The sequence below is a fragment of the Lamprobacter sp. genome (assembly GCF_034860625.1).
In the GTDB taxonomy this organism is placed as follows: Bacteria; Pseudomonadota; Gammaproteobacteria; order Chromatiales; family Chromatiaceae; genus Lamprobacter.
The window spans coordinates 1-19,493 of sequence record NZ_JAYESN010000007.1 but is presented as its reverse complement, the minus strand read 5'-3'; the positions used below and the strand labels follow the sequence as shown (position 1 = coordinate 19,493).

15 protein-coding genes are annotated in these 19,493 nt (G+C 63.2%); 9 read left to right on the top strand and 6 right to left on the bottom strand.

Going from position 1 to position 19,493, the window contains the following annotated elements:
- Positions 1-131: 131 nt before the first annotated feature.
- Positions 132-311, bottom strand: coding sequence for a hypothetical protein (locus VBE63_RS03160; protein WP_323681544.1), 180 nt, complete (start codon positions 309-311; stop codon positions 132-134).
- A 14-nt stretch (positions 312-325) separates the two neighbouring features.
- Here VBE63_RS03160 and thiM point away from each other — a divergent pair, with 14 nt between their 5' ends.
- The 9 genes from thiM to der all read left to right on the top strand — a co-directional run bounded on the left by thiM (position 326) and on the right by der (position 9,615).
- Positions 326-1,150, top strand: a complete 825-nt coding sequence (gene thiM, locus VBE63_RS03155) for a hydroxyethylthiazole kinase (protein ID WP_323681543.1) — start codon at positions 326-328, stop codon at positions 1,148-1,150.
- 152 nt (positions 1,151-1,302) lie between these two features.
- Entirely contained in the window at positions 1,303-1,731 is a 429-nt protein-coding gene (ndk, locus tag VBE63_RS03150) for a nucleoside-diphosphate kinase (protein WP_200246837.1), read from the top strand.
- Between the two features lie 36 nt (positions 1,732-1,767).
- Complete coding sequence (gene rlmN / locus VBE63_RS03145; protein WP_416274498.1) at positions 1,768-2,904, top strand: 23S rRNA (adenine(2503)-C(2))-methyltransferase RlmN; 1,137 nt, start codon at positions 1,768-1,770, stop codon at positions 2,902-2,904.
- Between the two features lie 25 nt (positions 2,905-2,929).
- The gene (gene pilW / locus VBE63_RS03140; protein ID WP_323681541.1) at positions 2,930-3,688 is read left to right on the top strand and encodes a type IV pilus biogenesis/stability protein PilW; all 759 of its coding nucleotides are present in this window, start codon (positions 2,930-2,932) and stop codon (positions 3,686-3,688) included.
- A complete protein-coding gene (locus VBE63_RS03135; protein WP_323681540.1) occupies positions 3,685-4,974 on the top strand; it encodes a RodZ domain-containing protein in 1,290 nt (429 codons plus the stop codon). Before pilW ends, VBE63_RS03135 begins: the two co-directional genes overlap by 4 nt.
- Positions 4,975-4,984: 10 nt before the next feature.
- Positions 4,985-6,268 (top strand): histidine--tRNA ligase, encoded by a 1,284-nt coding sequence (gene hisS / locus VBE63_RS03130; protein WP_323681539.1) that lies wholly within the window; start codon positions 4,985-4,987, stop codon positions 6,266-6,268.
- A gap of 52 nt (positions 6,269-6,320) precedes the next feature.
- On the top strand, positions 6,321-6,962 hold the full coding sequence (locus VBE63_RS03125) for a YfgM family protein (RefSeq protein ID WP_323681538.1): 642 nt from the start codon (positions 6,321-6,323) through the stop codon (positions 6,960-6,962).
- A gap of 5 nt (positions 6,963-6,967) precedes the next feature.
- On the top strand, positions 6,968-8,215 hold the full coding sequence (gene bamB / locus VBE63_RS03120) for an outer membrane protein assembly factor BamB (protein WP_323681537.1): 1,248 nt from the start codon (positions 6,968-6,970) through the stop codon (positions 8,213-8,215).
- Positions 8,216-8,220: 5 nt separating this feature from the next.
- Positions 8,221-9,615, top strand: a complete 1,395-nt coding sequence (gene der / locus VBE63_RS03115) for a ribosome biogenesis GTPase Der (RefSeq protein ID WP_323681536.1) — start codon at positions 8,221-8,223, stop codon at positions 9,613-9,615.
- Positions 9,616-9,750: 135 nt separating this feature from the next.
- On the opposite strand, the gene VBE63_RS03110 is transcribed toward der, so the two are convergent.
- The 5 genes from VBE63_RS03110 to VBE63_RS03090 all read right to left on the bottom strand — a co-directional run bounded on the left by VBE63_RS03110 (position 9,751) and on the right by VBE63_RS03090 (position 19,492).
- Positions 9,751-12,618: a DNA phosphorothioation-associated putative methyltransferase gene (locus VBE63_RS03110; RefSeq protein ID WP_323681535.1), complete on the bottom strand. Its 2,868-nt coding sequence runs from the start codon at positions 12,616-12,618 to the stop codon at positions 9,751-9,753.
- Between the two features lie 178 nt (positions 12,619-12,796).
- Complete coding sequence (locus tag VBE63_RS03105; protein WP_323681534.1) at positions 12,797-14,083, bottom strand: ATP-binding protein; 1,287 nt, start codon at positions 14,081-14,083, stop codon at positions 12,797-12,799.
- Between the two features lie 121 nt (positions 14,084-14,204).
- Entirely contained in the window at positions 14,205-18,572 is a 4,368-nt protein-coding gene (locus tag VBE63_RS03100) for a hypothetical protein (RefSeq protein WP_323681533.1), read from the bottom strand.
- Positions 18,500-18,685, bottom strand: coding sequence for a hypothetical protein (locus VBE63_RS03095; protein ID WP_323681532.1), 186 nt, complete (start codon positions 18,683-18,685; stop codon positions 18,500-18,502). Before VBE63_RS03095 ends, VBE63_RS03100 begins: the two co-directional genes overlap by 73 nt.
- Before the next feature lie 21 nt (positions 18,686-18,706).
- Entirely contained in the window at positions 18,707-19,492 is a 786-nt protein-coding gene (locus tag VBE63_RS03090) for a hypothetical protein (protein WP_323681531.1), read from the bottom strand.
- Between the last annotated feature and the right edge of the window lies 1 nt (position 19,493).

The window sequence follows — 19,493 nt, the reverse complement described above, 5'->3', positions numbered from 1 at the left end:
ACCCCAGATCTTTCATTAGAACGCCAATACACTTGTGGCCAGTAGGGCCATTGCCGGGACGGCAGCTTACTGCGATTTGTGCACTGCAGCAAGAGCGATAGAGCCATCACTGCTGCACTTTAGCAACCCGCCTAGAGCGAGGCGTTGACGACCATCACCTGCAGCTGATCGCTCGCGCACGACACAGCCGCTGATTCGGAGCAACAAACACCGTGACAGACAATCCACTGGCCGCCATCGAATTCATAGCTTTCATCGGCTTCGCCCTCTGGCTCTTCCTGCGCAAAGGCTAAGCCAGCCATGATCAGCACCGGAGCCCACTGACATGCACACCCCCAGCGCCGACCTTGCCAGGGTGCGCGCCGCCGCACCCTTGGTGCACAACATCACGAACTTCGTCGCCATGCAGACCCTGGCCAATGTGCTGCTCGCCATCGGCGCCTCGCCCGCAATGGCACATGCACGCGAGGAGGCCGCCGAGTTCGCAGCCCTCGCGAGCGCGCTGACCATCAACATCGGCACACCATCGATCGACTGGCTCGACGCCATGGGCGAGGCCGCGCGCGCCGCCAATCGCGCCGGCACTCCCTGGGTGCTCGACCCCGTCGCCGTTGGAGCCACCGCGTTTCGGCGCCAAGCCGCGCGCCGACTTGCCAGCCTTGGGCCCAGGGTGATTCGGGGCAACGCCTCAGAGATCATCGCGCTGAACGCTGTCATTGAGGATCAGGACTTCCTGTCACGCGGCGGCAAGGGCGTCGATGCCACAGACCCGACCGAGCATGCCGAGGCCGCGGCACAACAGCTCGCACGAACCACCGGCGCCGTCGTAGCCGTGACCGGCCCGAGCGATCTCGTATGCGATGGTGAGCACATCGCGATCATCAACAACGGCCACCCACTGATGCCACGCGTCACCGCCCTGGGCTGTGCGTTAACCGGCGTCATCGGTGCATTTCTGGGCGCCAGCGCCAAGCCCTTCGAGGGTACTGTCGCCGCGCTTGCCTACTACGGTTTAGCTGGACAAAAAGCCGCTGAGCAAGCACAGGGCCCGGGCAGCTTCGCGGTCCACTTCCTCGATGTGCTAAGCGCGCTCGACGAAACCACCCTCGACCGCGAGTCGCGCATCAGCCACCGCTCATGCAAGCACTGAAGGTCGCGATCGATGTGCGCCTGATGTCGCGACCAATAGATTTAAAACCTGATAACCAGTTAGACTAGGCGGCTGTCATCGTCATCCGCACCGCTGCCCCAACCGGCTCTCTGCCAGACCTGGGCATCGGACAACCCCATTTAGGAGCTTCCATGGCCGAGCAGCTAACGCTCTCCATCATCAAACCCAATGCCGTTGCCAAGAATGCGATCGGCGCCATCTGCGGTCGTTTCGAGCAAGCCGGACTCCAGATCGTCGCCGCCCGCATGCTGCACATGAGCCTCGAACAGGCCAGTGCCTTCTATGCCGAACACCAGGGCAAGGGCTTCTTCGACGAACTGGTCGGATTCATGACCTCCGGGCCTGTGCTGGTCATGGCGCTGCAAGGAGAGGATGCGATTGCCAAGAACCGCGAGCTCATGGGGGCCACCAACCCGGCCAACGCCGCGCCAGGCACCATCCGCGCCGACTTCGCCGACTCCTTCACCGAGAACGCGGTCCACGGCTCCGATGCCCCAGAGACCGCCGAGCGCGAGATCGGCTTCTTCTTTCCGGATGGCATCTGCAAACGTACGCGCTGATCCGCGAGCACCAGCGCCCCCCAGCGAGCCGCGTCGATGTTCAGCCCTGCTACCCCGAGCAAACAGCTGATGCCAACCGCACCAACGACAGGCTCGGACCTGCGTATCCCCTTGCTCGATCTCGACCGGCCAGGCTTCGAGGCGCTCACCGCTGGCTGGGGCTTCAAACCCTTCCATGGCCGCAACCTGTTTCGCTGGCTGCATAAACATGGCGTGTCAGACCTCCAGGCGATGTCTGATCTGTCCAAGGCACTCCGCGAGCGATTGGCCGCCGAGACCCAGATCGACCTGCCGCGCGTCGCGGTCGAGCAGCCCTCTGCCGACGGCACCATCAAATGGCTGTTTGACCTGCATGACGGACAGCGCGTCGAGACCGTCTACATCCCTGAAGCGAGCCGCAGTACGCTCTGCGTCTCATCACAGGTCGGTTGCGCGCTCGACTGCCGCTTCTGCGCAACGGCACGCCAGGGCTTCAGCCGCAACCTCAGCGCCGGCGAGATCATCGGTCAGGTCTGGCATGCCACCCGTGCGCTCGGCAAGCCGCCGACCAATGTCGTCATGATGGGCATGGGCGAGCCACTGGCGAACTTCGATGCCGTGGTGAAGGCAATGGCCATCATGCAGGACGATTTCGCCTACATGCTAGCCAAAACCCGAGTCACAGTCTCAACCTCGGGCATCGTGCCCAATATCTACCGTCTTGCCGAGGTCAGCGAGGTCTCGCTCGCAGTCTCCCTGCATGCGCCGGACAATGAACTGCGCGATGAGATCGTCCCGATCAACCGCAAGTATCCGCTCGAGCAGCTGATTCCCGCCTGCAAGGCCTATTTGCGAGGCGAGCCGCGCCGCCGTATCACCTGGGAATATGTGATGCTCAAGGACGTCAACGACAGCGACCGGCAGGCGAAGGCGCTGATCCGGCTGCTCGAGGGAACCCCCTCCAAGGTCAACCTGATCCCGTTCAATCCCTTCCCGAACAGCGGTTTCGAGACCAGCGACCCGGAGCGGATCGAGGCCTTCAGGCAACGCTTGAAACGCTCCGGCCTGGTCGCGACGACGCGCAAGACCCGAGGCGACGAGATTGCAGCGGCCTGTGGGCAGTTGGTCGGGCAGGTCCAGAACCGTCGGCTGCGTCGCCCGGCGGCCGAGCTTCCTGTCCGCCTTGGTCTCTGATGCCGCACGGTCTCTGATGCAACCGATGATCCGCCGCCGGTCGGCGCTCGTCCGCACCCTGAGCGCACTCGCACTCGCGCTTTCGCTCGCCGGATGCGCCAGTGGTGTTGGAAAGCGCGCGGAGGTCCCCGAAGGTGAAAGCCCAGCGGATCTTTATGTCGACCTCGCCACCGAGTACCTGCAGCGCGGTCAGCTCGACACGGCACTTGGGCGGGCCAAACAAGCGGTTGCCGCTGACCGCAAGAGTCCCCGTGCACATTACATCCTTGGCATCGTCTACCAGCGCCTCGGCGACCGCCAGTCGGCGCAACAAGCATTCGCGGAAGCGGTCGAGCGATCACCAAAGAACCCGGATTATCGCAATGCCTGGGGCGCCGTGCTCTGTGCCAACGGACAATTCGACGCCGGTTTGCGCGAGATCCAAGCCGCGCTCGCCGACCCGCTCTATCAGGGTGCCGAAGTGGCCCTGATGAATGCCGCCGATTGCTCCCGCCGGGCCGGTCGGCGGGCCGATGTCGAACCTTATCTGCGCCAGGCGCTAGAACGCAATCCCGGCTTCCCGCCTGCACTTCTAGCGCTGTCTCGGCTTGCCCACCAGCGCGGCGATTACCAGAGCGCACGATCGTTGATGACGCGTTATTCTCGTACCGGGGAGGTCTCTCCGGAGGCCCTCCTGCTCGCGGCGCGTATCGAGCGACAGCTCGGCAATGCAAAGCTCGCTCGCACGCTCGAGGAAGCCTTGCGAAAACGCTATCCCCATTCCCCCGAGGTAATCGAACTGTGACCACGGCCGAAGAGACAGAGGCTCTCCCATCCACCACGCCCGCCCGCATCGGCGTCCCGAGCGCATCAGCAACCGACTCTCCAGGCCAGCAGCTACGCCAGGCCCGCGAAGCACGCAAGCTCGATATCTCTCAGCTTGCCACCTCGCTGCGCGTCACGCCGCAGGTTGTCGACGCCATAGAGCGTGACGACTACGCGCAATTACCCAGTGCTGTCTTTGTCTCTGGCTATATCCGTAGCTATGCCAGGCTGGTTGGACTCGACCCGGAACCCTTAAAGCAGAGTTTTCACCGTCTGCACCCAAACGCTGAACCCCCGCTCGCCCATGTTGCACGCACCGAGAGCAGCAAAAGCAGCGGAGAAGCCCCTGAAGGCAGCGGCTTGGCGCCGTATCTGATCACCGGCCTCATTCTGTTGGCCTTGGCCGCAGGTGGTTACGGCTGGTGGGTTTCGCGCCCAGAGCCCGATCTTGATGGGGGTCGCCTCCCAGCCCAACCATCCATCGGCGACATCCTCCGCGACGAGCCAACCGAAACCCCGGCAATCGGCGCAGACCCCAGCGCGGATAGGACATCGCAAACCGCACGACAGGGAGACAGACCAGGCCAAGCGCAAACCCCAAGCCCAGATATCCTCGTCATGGGTCAAGGCGAACAGAGGCCTGGCCTATCTGCTCGGACTGACGAAGCGCTCCAAGACCCGACAGCAGAGCCGAGCCTCAGCGCCGGGGACGACAGGACAGGCGATCCATCCACCGCAGCATCACCAGATGACAGGGCCACCGAACGCCCCGCCAACACCGCATTGCCAACCCCGGCGAGTCCAGAGGAGGAAAGCCCCCGCGTGACTCAGACGGCATCGCTGTCAGCGGACAGCAGGACTGTCGAAACGCAGGCGGAAATCGGAACGCAAGCCGAAGCCGAAGCCGAGGCCGAAGCCGATCCTGCCACGGCTGATTCCGCGTCGCCGTCCGTCGAGCTGGCCTTCAGAGGCCCCTGCTGGGTCGATATCCGCGACAGCACGGGCAAAGTGTTGCTGTTCGGCGAGATGAGCCGAGACGACCGCGAGCGCTTGAGCGGCACCCCCCCCTACTCACTGGTGCTTGGCAACGCCGCAGCCGTCGAGCTCACCGTGGCGGGCCAGCCCTTTGACCTGAGCTCGATCGCCCGTGGTAACGTGGCCCGTTTCCAGCTCGACCCGGCTGAAGTGATCCGCCAAGCCGGCGATGCAAGCGCTGGCAGCGAGGCGAACGCCGGCCCCGACCCAGCCACCGAAGCGAACAACTAGGACAGACCTGATGGCAAGGCAGACCCCACTGCGTGCAATCCGTGGCATGCATGACCTGCTCCCCGACGAGAGCGCGCGCTGGCAGCAGCTCGAGGATTGCGCCCGGGCTGTGCTCGAACGCTATGGCTACAAGGAGATGCGCACGCCACTGGTCGAGCAGAGCGAGCTGTTCAAACGCTCGATCGGCGAGGTCACCGACATCGTCGAGAAGGAGATGTACAGCTTCGAGGACCGCGGTGGCGACCAGCTCAGCCTGCGCCCCGAAGGCACCGCGAGCTGCGTGCGTGCAGCGATTGAGCATGGACTGCTGGATCAGCCACGCCGCATCTGGTATCGCGGCCCGATGTTCCGCCGCGAGCGTCCACAGCGCGGGCGCTATCGCCAGTTTCACCAGATCGGCGTCGAGGTGTTTGGCCTTGCCGGCCCGGATATCGACCTTGAGGTGATCCTGCTGACGCGCCGACTCTGGAGCGCACTCGGCTTGACCCAGCTGCGGCTCGAGATCAATAGCCTTGGCGATCGCGCTGAGCGCGCTGCCTATCGCGATCAGCTCGTCGCCTATCTGCGGCAGTATCAAGACCGTCTCGACGACGACAGCCGCCGGCGCCTAGAGACCAACCCGCTGCGAGTGCTGGATTCGAAGAACCCCGACCTGGCGGAGCTGATCGCCGAGGCCCCCAGCCTCACCGAGGCCCTTGGCAGCGAATCGCGCGCGCACTTCGAGACCCTCTGCGCCGGGCTCGAGCAGGCCGGGGTGGCCTACCAGATCAATCCGCGATTGGTGCGCGGACTCGACTACTATAATCGCAGCGTCTTTGAATGGATCACCGATGCGCTCGGCGCTCAGGGTACGGTGTGCGCCGGTGGGCGCTATGATGGATTGGTCGAGCAGCTCGGCGGCCGCGCCACGCCAGCCGTTGGCTTCGCACTCGGGATCGAGCGTCTGCTCGAACTCAGTCAGATGCCGCCACCGCCGAGTGCCGACGCCTACCTGATCGCAGTCGGCGAGCAAGCCACGGCAGCCGCCATCCCGATCGCCGAACAGATCCGCGATGCCCTGCCCCAGCTGCGACTCCTGTGCCATTGCGGCGGCGGCAGCTTCAAGAGCCAATTCAAGCGCGCCGACCGCAGCGGCGCCAAGGTCGCACTAGTGCTCGGTGACGACGAGCTAGCCGAGCAGCGCATCGGCATCAAGCCGCTGCGTGGTGCCGACGGCGATGACCCACAGGCCAAGGCCGAGCAGATCAGCGTTTCGATCGACGCGCTTGCCGATCGACTGCGCAACTTCCTCTAACCCCTGACTATCTCTCTCTCCGATATTCGCTGATGATTCACCGAGGACACCCATGGCTGAGCTGACCACTGACGACGAAAAGGTCGAAGCAATCAAGAAATGGTGGAAGGAGAACGGCACCGCCGTCGTTGCCGGCATCCTGATCGGTCTGGTTGCCGTGTTTGGCTGGCGCGCCTGGGTCAATCATCAGGATCAGGTCGGCCAAAACGCCTCGCTTGCCTTCGAGCAGCTCATGATGGCCACAGGCAGCGGACAGCATGATTCGGCGATCAAGCAGGCCGAAAACTTGGTGAATCAGCACGCCGGCACGCCCTATGCCGCGTTAGCGGATCTGGCGCTGGCCAAGGTCCGCGTCGAACAGGATGATCTCGATGGCGCCGCTAAGGCGTTGCGCTCAGCGGTTGAGCGGGCCAAAGACCCCAGCCTCGCAACACTGGCCGCGCTTCGCCTAGCGCGGGTTCTAATTGCGAGCAACGCGCTGGATGACGCACTAGCCGTGATCGAGCAGCAGGATCAAGGAACGGCCTTCAGCGCTGACTTTGCCGGCCTGCGCGGCGATATCGCAGTCGCCAAAGGCCAAACCGCAGAGGCCCGCGCCGCCTACGAGGCCGCGATCGCCGGCAACGCCGGTCTCTCGCGGCTGATCGAGCTCAAGCTCCAAGACCTGCCGGCTGCGCCCCGCTCCGCCTCTTGACCATCATGAACACCCAGCGTCTACCCTGCATTCGCCGCCGCGGACTCCTCGCAGGCCTCGGCAGCGCCTTGCTGCTGCAAGGCTGCGGTAGTCTCGGTCTTGGCTGGCTCGGCCTCGGTCGCGATAAAGATCCTAACCCCCCCTCGCCGCTAACCAAGACGCCCCCTCAAGAGATCCAGCTCCGCTCCCTCTGGACGACGCGCATTGGCAAGGGCAGCGACGGCCGGGCGCTCAGCCTGCGCCCGGCAGTGTCGGGAAACCGCGTCTACGCCGCCGACCATAGCGGGATCATCAGCGCGCTGAACGCGGCTGATGGCCGAGTGGTCTGGGAGCGCAAGACCGGCCGACCCTACAGCGGCGGCCCAGATGTCGAGGGAGAGCAGTTGGCGGTCGGCTCCTCGAGCGGCGAAGTGCTGCTGCTCTCAACCCGCGATGGCAGCCAACGCTGGCGTGCCCAGCTCAGCAGCGAGATCCTCTCCGTGCCGCGCCTCATCGGCGATCTTGTCGTGGTTCACAGCATCGATGACAGTATCTACGGACTGGATATCAACGATGGCAGCCAGCGCTGGCGCTTTAGCCATCAGGCGCCCATCTTGACCCTTCGCGGCAGTAGCAGCCCAACCCCAGGCCCAGACGGCATCATCGTCGGCATCTCCAGTGGTCGACTGGTCTACCTGGACTACACCCAGGGCATACCGATTTGGGAGGTGCTCGTCTCGCCACCCAGCGGCCGCACCGAGCTCGAGCGGATCGCCGATATCGACACCGACCCCGTCGTGCTTGGCGACCAGGTGTTCGTGGCCAGCTTCAATGGCGATCTGGCCGCCGTGGATATCGGCAGCGGCGCGGTGCTCTGGCGGCGTGAGCTCTCTGCCCATGCCGGTTTGGCGGCAACCCCGGAGTCGCTCTACATCACCGATTCCGATGATCAGCTCTGGGCCGCCGACCCCACCGATGGCGCTGGACGCTGGCGCCAAGACAGCTTGCGCCATCGGCAGCTCACCGCGCCGGTCGTGATCGGTAATGCGCTGGCGGTGGGCGATCTGGAAGGCTATCTTCATCTCGTCTCGCGCCGCGATGGCCGGCTGCTCGGTCGGCTAAGGGTCGCCAAGGCAGCCGTGACCTCGGCGCCTGTGGTGGTCGGCCAAACGCTCTATCTCCAACTCGACAACGGCACCATTGCCGCAGTCCGCGCCAGCGGCTCAGGCGCAAACCTGAGCGCCGAGTCTTCCGTCCCGAGCGGACAGGATTAAGCAGGATGCTACCGGTCATCGCCTTACTGGGTCGACCGAACGTCGGCAAGTCGACACTGTTCAACCGGCTCACCCGAACCCGCGATGCCTTAGTCGCGGATTTCCCTGGACTGACTCGCGATCGCCAATACGGCATCGGCCGCATCGGGCCAAGCCCCTATGTCGTCGTCGACACCGGCGGCATCAGCGGCGGTGACGGCATCGAGGCACTCAGCGAACAGCAGGTTCGAATCGCCATCGGCGAGGCCGACCGCTTGCTGTTCTTGGTTGATACGCGCGACGGCACCACGCCCGGCGATCTCGAGATCGCCGCAGAGCTAAGACGCACCGGCAAGCCGGTCACCCTGGTCGCGAATAAGGTCGATCATCTCGATTGGAATCTGGCCGCCGCTGAGCTGCACCAACTCGGCCTAGGCGACCCGCAACCCATCGCCGCCATCCAGGGCCGCGGTGTCTCGGCACTGATGACGCGGGTGCTCGAGGATCTACCCGACGCCGAGGACTCAGCAGCACCCGAAGAGGATCAGAGCGCCATCCGCGTGGCGGTCGTCGGTCGACCCAATGCCGGCAAATCAACCCTGATCAATCGGCTCTTGGGCGAGGAGCGCGTGGTCGTCTACGACAGCCCCGGCACCACCCGCGACAGCATCGAGATCCCCTTCGCGGTCGGCGAGCGTCAGTATCGACTGATCGATACCGCCGGCATGCGCCGCCGCGCGCGGATCAGCGAGCCCATCGAGCACTTCAGCGTGGTCAAGACACTGCAGGCAATCGAGGCCTGCCATGTCGCGATCCTGGTGTTGGATGCCCATGTCGGGATCGGCGAGCAAGACGCCACCCTTGCCGCCCATCTGATCGATAGCGGTCGCGCGCTGGTGGTCGCCGTGAACAAGTGGGATGGGCTCAGGCCCGATGACCGAGCCGCGCTCAAAGCCACCATCGAGCGCCGACTGCCCTTCCTCAACTTTGCCGAACAGCACCTGATCTCCGCGTTGCATGGGAGCGGCGTCGGGCTCCTACTGGAGGCCGCCGATCGGGCCTATGAGAGCGCAATGCGCACCCTACCAACCCCCCTACTGACTCGACTGCTCGAGGATGCGGTTCAGGAGCATTCGCCACCGCTAGTCCATGGACGCCGGATCAAACTGCGTTATGCGCACCAAGGCGGGCGCAATCCGCCGATCATCGTCATCCATGGCAACCAGACCGAGGCCCTGCCCGAGAGCTATCAGCGTTATCTGATCAAACGCCTGCGCGATGCCCTGCGCCTGCAAGGCACGCCGCTACGCCTCGAGCTCAAGAGCGGCGCCAACCCCTTCGCTGGACGCAAGAATGAGCTCACACCGCGCCAGCGCCAAAAGCGCGGTCGGCTGCGCGCCTTCGCCAAACGCAAGCGTTAGCAAGCATCCTGTCTTACTGGCAGACGTTCGGCTATTGGGCGCTATTCTCGGCGGCCATGGTCACCGGGCTGTCCGAGCGCATGCTGTTCATGCCGGGGATCACCTCGATCGATGAGCTCAAGCACGACTACCGGCTTAAATACGATCGGCGAGTGCAGAGCGGAGAGTTGGAAATGCCTCCAGGGAGAGCGTCCGCGGCACCAAGCGGCCACTCGGGCCAGGCAGCATGCTGACCAACTGACGCGACTGCTCGGGGCCGTAGCTGACATGGATGGGCTTGTCTGCGCCGTAGAAGTAGAGCCGATCGAAGGGCGTATTGTCAGCCACCCATTGCGCGACCTCGTGCATATCCTCATCGGCGATGATGAAGTCGACCGCAGCGCCTAAGCGCGGGCAGATGAGGTTGCCAAGCCGGTTGCGCTCGTGCGCAGCATGCTGATCGCGCTTCGGATCGATGCGCCCTGGAATCTGGCGCACCAGCGGCGGTGAGCAGAAGCCGTAAGTGAGCTGGATCATGCCAAACCAGTCGATCACCGGGTCCAGCACCTGCTCCGCCAGCTCCAGCAGCGCGTTGTAGCTCTCTGGCTGTTGCGGGAGATTGTCGATGCCGGCCCCCTCAGCAGCTAACCGCTGGTAGGTCTCGCCGCATTCGATCAGATCACGAAAGCGCAAGAACTGACCGCAAGAATCATCCAGCGCCGGCGCAGTCTGCAGGCGTCGAAGCCGCAGCCCGTCGACCTCCCAGCGGTGTCGCGCCAAGCGCGCGTCCAGCTCCGCCGCGGCCGGCCCGTAACCGGAGAGATCGAGCAACCCACGCGCCTCAAGCTGATCCAACGCCTCATCAAACGCAACCTGCTCCGGATAGCCCGGATGTTCCTCATTGATAAAGCGCGACTTGCGGTAAAGATACGGAGGCTCGAAGACCTCGCCATAGCCGAACAGATCCACATCCTGCTCGCGCAGCTTGATCTTCACCCGCTCCAGCATCCGCGGCAGCGCCCGACCGTCGAAATCGTCGAAGCGCATCAGCGTCAGCTTGCCGGAGCCGATGTGGATCTTGAGCAGATCGGCATTGTGCAGGTCGCCATAAAGCACGGCCGCCGCGTTGATGTAGACGCGCAGCAACGCCGGCAGCTGCTCGACCAGACTGGAATGCAACGTCAGCGAGCCGTACAGCGTGCGCTCAGCTCCGGCCTCCGCCTCCGCGAGCTCAAGCCAACCCAGACCATGCTCCCACGCCTCGCGACAAGCCGCGGTGATCGCCTCGACATCGGCGATCCGCAGCAGGCTTGCAAAGCCCGCGGTGCGCGCTGCTGCGTAATCCCCAAAGAAGGCCTTGATATCACGCTGCAGACCCGCCTCAAGATGCGTGTACGGACGGCGACGCTCGAACTGCTGCAACGCCAGATAGACCTCGAGATCCGCCATGCGCTCGGCCTCGGCACACTCAAGCAGCGCGGTGATCGCCTCCTCGCCCAGCGTCTCGCGCTGATAGCGCTCGAGGAACAGCAGCGCCTTACTGAGACTGCCGAAACCCTCACTCAGCGCCAGCAGCTCGGGGGCGTCGAGATCCGCCTTCTCCGGCCGCCGCCCCAGACTGAGCCACTGCTCCCAAAGCCGCTCGAGCAGCGCTTGATGAGCGGCATACTGCTCGAGACGTCGATCCCGACGCTGACTGATGCGCGGCGCCCGCGCCGACCGCACCGATGCCGACGCGGGTGCCGAAGGATCACGCAGCCGCGAGCGCCGACGGCGATAGCGCTCGACCAAGAACCGCTGCTCGGCATCCTTATCGCGGAAGACATAGAGCACCCCAGGCGCCACCGGGATCGGCTCCTCGTCCAGCGCATCGGTCAGGAACGCCTTGATCTCCTGCTGGGTGAAATACTTCTGGAAGGTCTGGCGCTGAGTGATCACGCCATCGCGAAAGCACGTCCCGCGCGGATCATTCTGGTTGGCCAACATCACCGAGACCACCAGCAACCGCTCAGCCAGCGACCAGGCCCGCTGCAACGCCTCAAGCCGCTCATCGAAATCCTCGATGACGTTGATGACAAAGCCGAGATTGACCAGATCAGCCGACTGGATCGGCTGCTCAGGCGCGAAATACGGGTCCCAACCGCTCGCCGTCAGGCCGTTCTCGCGCAGCCCGCGCAGATCGTCGCCGCGCCCGCAGCCGTAGTCGAACAGTCGATATTGGCCATCGAGAAAGCCATGCCGCGCCAGGCTCTGGATCGGCGCCGAGAAGCCATAGCGGACCATCGCGGTGCGATGGCGCGCCGCCTCCCAGCCGGCGGGCGAAGGTCTTGCGCCATCCGCACCGGAGCCTGCTCCAGGCGCTGGCCCACCTTCCGGCAGGCCGTACAAGCTACCCTCCAGCTCAGCGCCGTGGCTGGCGGCCTCGCCGGCAGCTAGAGCCTGCCGCGCGCGATCTCCCTCTCGATCTTGCTGGCCATCTCCCTCGCGATCTCCCGCGCCATCGCCATCGTCCTCAACATTGCCGAGCGGCACCAATAGATGCCCGTCGAATCGATAGCCCTTGGCGCGCACCAACTCCAGCCATTGTCGACGGTAACCAATGCGGGTGGTGTCTTCAAACAGACCAATCAACTCGGCTGCCTCGGTCAGCGCCTGATACTCTTCCAGACGCGGATGATCAGCCGGCAGCAACAGCTCCTTGCGGTGCAGGATGGGCGGATTCAGCGAGTCGGCATAGGTGCGATAGCCCACCGCGCCTGTGGCCGGCTCAAAGCGCCAGCTCTCGCGCAGCGCCGGGAAGGGATCATCAAAGAATGCCGGATAATGCAGCAGCGCAACCTCGCCGCTCTCCGCATCGAGCCGCACAACATTAAAGCCGACTCCGCGCTCGACCCCGACCGCCTGCTCAGCGGCGACAACAAGCGCTTGCCAATCGCTGCCAGCGCTCGCTTGCACAGTCGTGAGTGCATCGATGTGCAGATAGGTCCGCCGACCGATGGTTTTACCTCGATGAGCGAGCGCCATCGTCCTGGCCAATCGCCTCTCTGATCTCTAAATCCAGCGACACAAGATCGCTGAAGCCCTTAAGAGCATCGACAAAGGCAGACAGCCTCATATCCATCGCTTCACCTCCGCTCGGACAGGCTCGCCAAACTCACCTCGCAGCATTGCGCGAATAGCGTCTTCCGATAAGCTTATTAAGTTAGAGCGATTCATGACTCGATACAACCCCGGTAGCCGCGAAGATCGTCAGCAGCAACTCGTCATCATCAATCAGTCGATACTCTGGGCGGCGCCCGGAGAGTCTTTCACTATTCTCAAAGATGATCCGCACACCCTCACCACGCTTGTCCATGTAGGTTTGTCGGTCGCTTTGTAGCCAAGACAGCTCCGTTGGCACTGGGCATTTTGCGAGCAGACTGGTCAGTGTCTCGTTACGAGCCGATTGCCGATACAGCAGACTCTCAATCGTCATCGCATTTGGAATCGAGCCAGGTGAATAGAGCTCGAGCCGATCAGAATACAATCGCAAGCGAATCTTGGCGCCATAGATCGCGTAATCACGATGCGCCACAGCGTTGACCATCGCCTCAAACACCGCCGTCAGATCGTATTGCGGAATATCCCTCCTGCCCATTGTCTTGACCGCCGCCACCTTCATATTTCGCGCAACGAAACGACAGGCTTCGCGCACCTGCTCATCAAGTGGCCCAGAGAGATCACGCGCATCCAGTTGATAAGGAAGATTCCCATCGGTTTCCGCGGGTGATGTGCCATGATAGGCAACTGCCTGAATAAAGGCATTCGGCATCCAGTCACGCGGCTCGGCGGTGGCCATCAATACACCGCTCACCGAAGGATGCAGCTCACCTTGGTCATCCCGCGCGGCCAGGCCCAATTTAGATAAAAAGTCAGTTGCTTCGTCGCGACTCCGAGAGGTGCGAAAACGCTCATAAAGCGAGGCATCAAGCGCAGACAGAGGCGCCTGTACCACAGGCTGGTCATCAAAGCGAATCAACCGAGTCTGGCTGCGTTGCTGACCAAGGCGAATGATATATTCGGTCGACATGCGTCGCTTGCTACTGCCGATTCGATAGAAATGTCCATTCGGGCTCTCATGAACGAATAGGCTTCGCGGGATATCGACCTTGAGAATCGGCTGGGGCTGTCCCTGCGCATTGGGCAGTCTCCATTTCTCAATGCGGCAGAGCATGGGCGGCTTGATGCGATCCGCAATTACGCCTTGCAGCCACTGCTCAAGCCGATCCAACTCCTCAACACTGAGACCTTGAGGCTGCTTGCTCCCCTCATCGAAACCTAAGATCACAACCCCGCCCGAGCTATTGGCAAAGGCCGCCAACTCATCCGCAAGCCCATCGGCATGTGGACCAGTAACTCGCTCGCCGCGAAACTGCACCGCCTTGAACTCGAGGCGACCGTCTTCGCCAAGCTGGATCTGCTGCAAAAGCGCGTCTTCAGTATCGAACATCACAGGCTCCTTCTAGCTCACCAATCCTCTTCCTCGAGATTCATGTCGTCACGCATGTTGTCATGGTGCTTACCTAGAAAACGCAACGCCCCCAGCAATAAGAACTCCTAGGGGTGCCATTTTAGGCCATCTCAGCTGTCAGGAGGCTAATCAGCTCCCGCTGACGCTCCTCAGGCAGTCGCCGAATGCGCGCAATAATGTCATCCATACTCATCTGGTCATAATGCATCGCCAGGGCATGGGCGATCGGCGCTAGCTCGGCGCTTTCCCCTGCCGTGAGGCTGTCAGGCGGGTTCTCCAACGCCTTCAGCAGAAACTCGGTCTCGGGCTTACCGAGCGTGCCGATGTCCTCAGTCGCCGGGAACTGGCTTCGCCACTTGGCCAGGCGTTCCAGGCGGGCCTCGTGGTCCAGCGCATGCCGGCGCAGCGCAAGGGCCTCGCGCAGGGCTTCGACCTGCTCGCGATGCGCCTCAGCCAGATAGCCAGGCGCGGCGGCCAGTTCCTTCTCCAGGCGATCACAGTCAGCAGCGCTGGCGTTGGCCATCGCGCTAGTCAGTTGCTGACGTGGCTTGATCCAGTCCTCTGATCGGCGTTGAGTCGCCTCGACCCGTTCCTTGGCCAGCGCCTGATAGAGCGCGGCCATCTCCCAGGCCGGCTCGATCTCCTGCTGCTCAAAGTCTTGCGTCAGTGTCGCCAGTTGATCGCTGATCTGCTGTTGCAGTAGCTCCTGCTGACGCTCGGGCGAGACATCGTCCGCGGTCCAGGCAGCGCTATCGGCAATCACGCGCTGCAATTGCACGGCCAGATCATTGATGTCGCCGAGATCCGGCGTCTCGACAAAGATGGCGCGCAAGCGGTTGACCTGAACTAACGCTTCGCGCACAGCCTCTTCGCGCTCCAAGCGCAGACTGTAGACCGCGCTGAGCTGCTTGTTCTGGTCTTCTAAGACCTTGCGCAACTGTTGCTGTCGATGCTCAATGGCCTTGATCCGCGCGTTGATCTCCGCCTCCCCGAGCACCGACTGAGTCTTCTTGATGCCCTCGATCAAGGCATCGCCTTTCGCGATCCCATCGCGCAGCTCGCGCACCGGCGTCGAGCTGTTGGGCTCGGTTTGGCGCGGATAGTCATCGCTTTCGTTCAGGATCAGGATGAATTGCTGCCGCTTCTCCACCTGCATGATGGAGCGCTGCGCCTGCTGCTCGAGCGCCTTCGCCTCGGTCACAAAACCCAAGTCTTGCAGGCTACTGATGGCCTTCTCCATCCGCTGTCTGAAGGCTCCAACCTCGGCGGGACTCTGACAGCCCTGCCGCGGAATCCAGCCGCCGACGCGCTCGGAGACCATCTCGCGTCCAATCGCCAACAGCTTCTCGCAGTCATTGCCAAACTGCTTCGGCCAACAGGTTCCGTCTTCGACCTGCCGGCGCTGGCGGAACAGCAGGGTCGAGATCCGCAACAGCTCACCGACCTTGTTCTGCCGCTCGGCGCGCTCGATCCCCTGCTCCCATTCAACCAGCTTCGCCTTGAACTCCCGCAGCTGGATCGCCGCCTTCACCGACTTGTCCTGCAGATACTTCAGCCGCCCTTCCAGCACCTCCGGTACCGGCTCAGCCTTCTGCATCTGCTGCGCTTCCCGATCCAGCTCGACCAGCGCCTGATAACGCTCCTCGGTCTCCCAGCGCTCGAGCAAGGCGCGCCAGCGCCCGGCACTATCCTCGGAGAGAAACCGTAGCGTCGTCTTGCGCAGGATCGCGTCATCCAGGAAATGCTTGCCGCGCTGTGCGGGAAACGCCGACGTGACCCAATCCATCGCCGCCACCATCTGACCGCCGTGCTCGATTCGTCGCGGTGGATGCTCGCCGCCGATCAACAGCCCCAGCAACACTGCTGCCGAAGAGGCATTCAGGCCATAGGGTGGCGCCATCAAGGCCTGGTAAGACACCCAGAGGCTGCGCCCTGGATCATCGCCATGCACCTGCTTGAGCCAATCGAAGGCCAGCTTCACCTCAGGGTTCTGAGGCTCGGTGAGCTTGCCGGCCGAGGTCAGTGCACGCCAGCTGCGCACCAGTACTTCCGCCACCCGATTCTGCAGCCGCCGTGGCTGTGCCGGCACCCAGTTGCCGTCGATCTGACGCATCATCAGACTGCGCGCCAACTGGCTGGCATCCGCCGCCCCGCCACCACTTGAGGTGGTAAAGCCATCGAACGGAAAGGGCAGCGCCTGCGGATAGACCCGCGCAAAAATCTGCTCGCCAACGCGCGACAAGCGCCCCGTGGGCACATCGCTGATGCCCGCTACCCAGTAGAGACGCTCCTTGATTCCCTCCTCGACCGCTTCCTTCAGCGCCCGCTTGCTGCGCTCCTGCTCTTCCGGCACGAAGCGGCGAAAACGCTCCCGCTCTTCCGCCGACAATTGCTCATCGAACAGATACAGACGCCCGAGATGATGGGCGATCGCGCCCGTGCGATCGGCAATGCCCACCACCCAGATCGGCGCCGCAGGCTGCCCAATCCGCGCCAGCGCCGCCGTGAAGGCAGCCGACAAGCGCTGATCGATGAGCGCGGGATCATCCTCGGCATGCAGATAGAGATAGATCACCCGGCCCTTAGCATCCTTCGGCAAACTCGCCTGTTGCCAGTCCTCAAACGCAGTCTTGACCGCCGTTTCCAACGAATGGATGTGCGCACACTGCGCCTCAAAGAACCAATCCGGGGTGGCGATCTGACGGCTGGAGCCAAAGCCGGTCTCGATATTGCCGATCTCGCTATCGGCCGCACCACGACCGACGAACAGATCGCGCACCATCTCCGCCGTGATCGTGTTTTGACGCTGACGCAGCCACTGCTGGAACTGCCCACGCGTCGAGGCATCGGCAATCAGCTCGTACTGACCGAGGTCCGCATTCCATTCCAGCGCCCCCAGATCCGCGCTCAGGCGTTGCAGCGCGACCTGCAAGGTCTGCGGATCGAGCGCCGTCGCCTCCGCCAACAGCTGCCCCGCATCCAACTGCGCCTGCTTGCCGACGCGCATCTTTTCCAGCGCGGCAACGCCCGCCAGCAGCAAGCGCTCGGCGTCACTGAGATGGCCCTGAAACTTCTCCAGCAGCAATTGCAGCGTCTCGGCCACGGTCGCGCCGGTCTGCTGCTCAGCGGCGATCATCTCCGGCAGCATGCTGCGCAGCACCAGCTCCGCCGCGCTCACCTGACGCAACCGCGCCGCGCTCACCGCCTCCTCGTCGCCAATGCGCTCGACCACATCCTTGATAAAGGTCAATGCCGAGCGCGACTGCACCAGATCGCGCTGACGAGTCAGAAACCAGGTCGCTAGCGGATGCAGCGGCCAGCAGCCCCGGGCAATCACCCGCGCGCAGCGCTCGGCATCGCTCCAGACCGGATACCGCTCGAATTCCGGCAGCGCCCGCGACAACCGCTGCCAGGTTACCTGCTGTTGCCGCTCCGCTCCGGTCTGCTCCCAGATCGCCGCCATGCCGGCCTCATCCTTGCCGATCATGTGCGCGAAGAGGGTTTCCAGATTGGTCGACAGATACAGCTTCTCCGCCGCATCGAAGCGCGTGATATAGCGCTGCAGTTGGCGCAGATCGGCGCTGCTGAAGCGCTTCAGATAGGCCTTTAGCTCATACTGGATCAGCCCGACAAAGCGCACCTTGCCGCTATGGTCTTGCACCCCTTGAAACAACTGCTGCAGCGCGGAATCACCGGCCAGCTGCGGCTTCTCGGCCGCATACTCCAGATAGCGCCCAAACTCATCGAACAGGATTACCACACCCGAGAATGCCCCATCCTCGCCGCAATAGACCTCGCACAGGGTCTGGATCAGCTCCTGCGCCGACTCCTGACCCGTCACCGGGATCGGCACACCGTTAGCCTCCGCGTAGAGCGCATCGACCTCGGTATAGATCGCCTCATCGTGATGACGCAGCCGCGCGCAGATCACATCACCATCCAGACCCGGCAGGCGCTTGCCGAAGGCCTCGGCGCGGATACCCAGGTTGCGCTGTACAAACTGCTCCGCGGTCTGAAAGCGCGGAGACAGCTCGCGGATGGCGCCCGCATCCACCCCATAACGCTGCAACTGCGCGAACACCGCCTGGCTCAGCGCGTTGCCCAAATGGAAGCCGGCCATGCCATCTAGACACAGCACCAGCGCCGGCTTCGACAGCTGAGACACCGACCTGGCCAGCGTCGCGCCGATCTCGGCATCCGCCTGCTGCACATTGGCGATGATTTGCGCAGCGGTCGCATCAGTGGGAGCGCTCAACAGGCAGGCGATGGCGGTGGAGAGATGCGACTTACCAGCGCCGTAACCGGCCACCGCCAACCAGAACGGATTGCGCTCCTCGCCGCGCTGCCCAGCCAGCAATGACGCCAGCAGATCAGCAACCAGGCTCGCGGTATCTTTCAGCCGATAGCCGCCATCGATGCCATCTTGTCGCGCGTCGCTCGCGCCGTGATAGCGCGGGCCATGAAACAAAAGGCGGTCGCCGCCTCACGCGCCAGCTCTGGCCGCTCCTGCACCCAGCGCAGCTGCACGGCGCCATCGAAGAATCGTTCGTCGTTGAACCGAACCAGATCGCTGATTTTCATGGACCGCTCCTGATCGAGAACTCAATGCTGCCTGAGTAGCGACTCCAGACTGTCGGCGGATAAGATGGCTGCTGACCAGTCCTCCAAGACGGCTTGATCTGCTTGCGTCAGGCGTTGTTCAGCCCAATCCGGCAGCTCGCCGAATTTCAGCTGGATCTGCGTGCCGAGAAGCCGTCGGGCTTCTTCTTTCTGGCCCTCTCGGCGGCCTTGCTCAATAAATCGCTCGGAAAATCGCATCATGGTTCCAGCCTCTTGCGGATAACGTTGGCGGTACTGTTCTAGCTCGGCCTCATCCATCATGGCGTAAACATCAATGAAGTCAGCATACTTGAGCCGGCGTTCGGGATCGGGCTCCAGATCCATCAGCCCTCGGGTCGCGGCGGCGATGACCTCGAACTTTTCGTCCGGGGTGTAGGCCATGGTCGGCAGCGTGAGCCGCGCAACCAGATTGCTGCTGGTCAGGTAGTCACGCGCCGGGGTGGCGAACAGCGCACGGTGCAGGTAGTGAAAATGCAGGTAGACCTGCTGCTCGCTGCCGAGCCGCAGTTGCTCGGGGTAAGTGCCCGGATGCAGAAAGATCACCACCGGCACCACCCGCTCGGTCTCGCACAGCACCGACAGGTCTAGACAATAGTGCGCCAGGCGATGGATCGAGAAGCGCCGCGGATCGGTCTCCTCCTCAAAGACGAACAGCAGCGCGGCACGCCGACCATCCAGCCATTCGACGAGCAGCGGTACATCGAGTTCTCGGAATCGCTCGCCGAGACGCTCCTTGAGCTGCTCCTCGCGGATCGGCAGGATGCGCACG

Bases quoted from the DNA above. Each gene is read 5' to 3' on its own strand.
- VBE63_RS03095 (WP_323681532.1), bottom strand. From the start codon at position 18,685: ATGAAAATCAGCGATCTGGTTCGGTTCAACGACGAACGATTCTTCGAT.
- VBE63_RS03110 (WP_323681535.1), bottom strand. From the start codon at position 12,618: ATGGCGCTCGCTCATCGAGGTAAAACCATCGGTCGGCGGACCTATCTG.
- VBE63_RS03125 (WP_323681538.1), top strand. From the start codon at position 6,321: ATGGCTGAGCTGACCACTGACGACGAAAAGGTCGAAGCAATCAAGAAA.
- ndk (WP_200246837.1), top strand. From the start codon at position 1,303: ATGGCCGAGCAGCTAACGCTCTCCATCATCAAACCCAATGCCGTTGCC.
- thiM (WP_323681543.1), top strand. From the start codon at position 326: ATGCACACCCCCAGCGCCGACCTTGCCAGGGTGCGCGCCGCCGCACCC.
- bamB (WP_323681537.1), top strand. From the start codon at position 6,968: ATGAACACCCAGCGTCTACCCTGCATTCGCCGCCGCGGACTCCTCGCA.
- der (WP_323681536.1), top strand. From the start codon at position 8,221: ATGCTACCGGTCATCGCCTTACTGGGTCGACCGAACGTCGGCAAGTCG.
- hisS (WP_323681539.1), top strand. From the start codon at position 4,985: ATGGCAAGGCAGACCCCACTGCGTGCAATCCGTGGCATGCATGACCTG.
- VBE63_RS03105 (WP_323681534.1), bottom strand. From the start codon at position 14,083: ATGTTCGATACTGAAGACGCGCTTTTGCAGCAGATCCAGCTTGGCGAA.
- rlmN (WP_416274498.1), top strand. From the start codon at position 1,768: ATGTTCAGCCCTGCTACCCCGAGCAAACAGCTGATGCCAACCGCACCA.
- pilW (WP_323681541.1), top strand. From the start codon at position 2,930: ATGATCCGCCGCCGGTCGGCGCTCGTCCGCACCCTGAGCGCACTCGCA.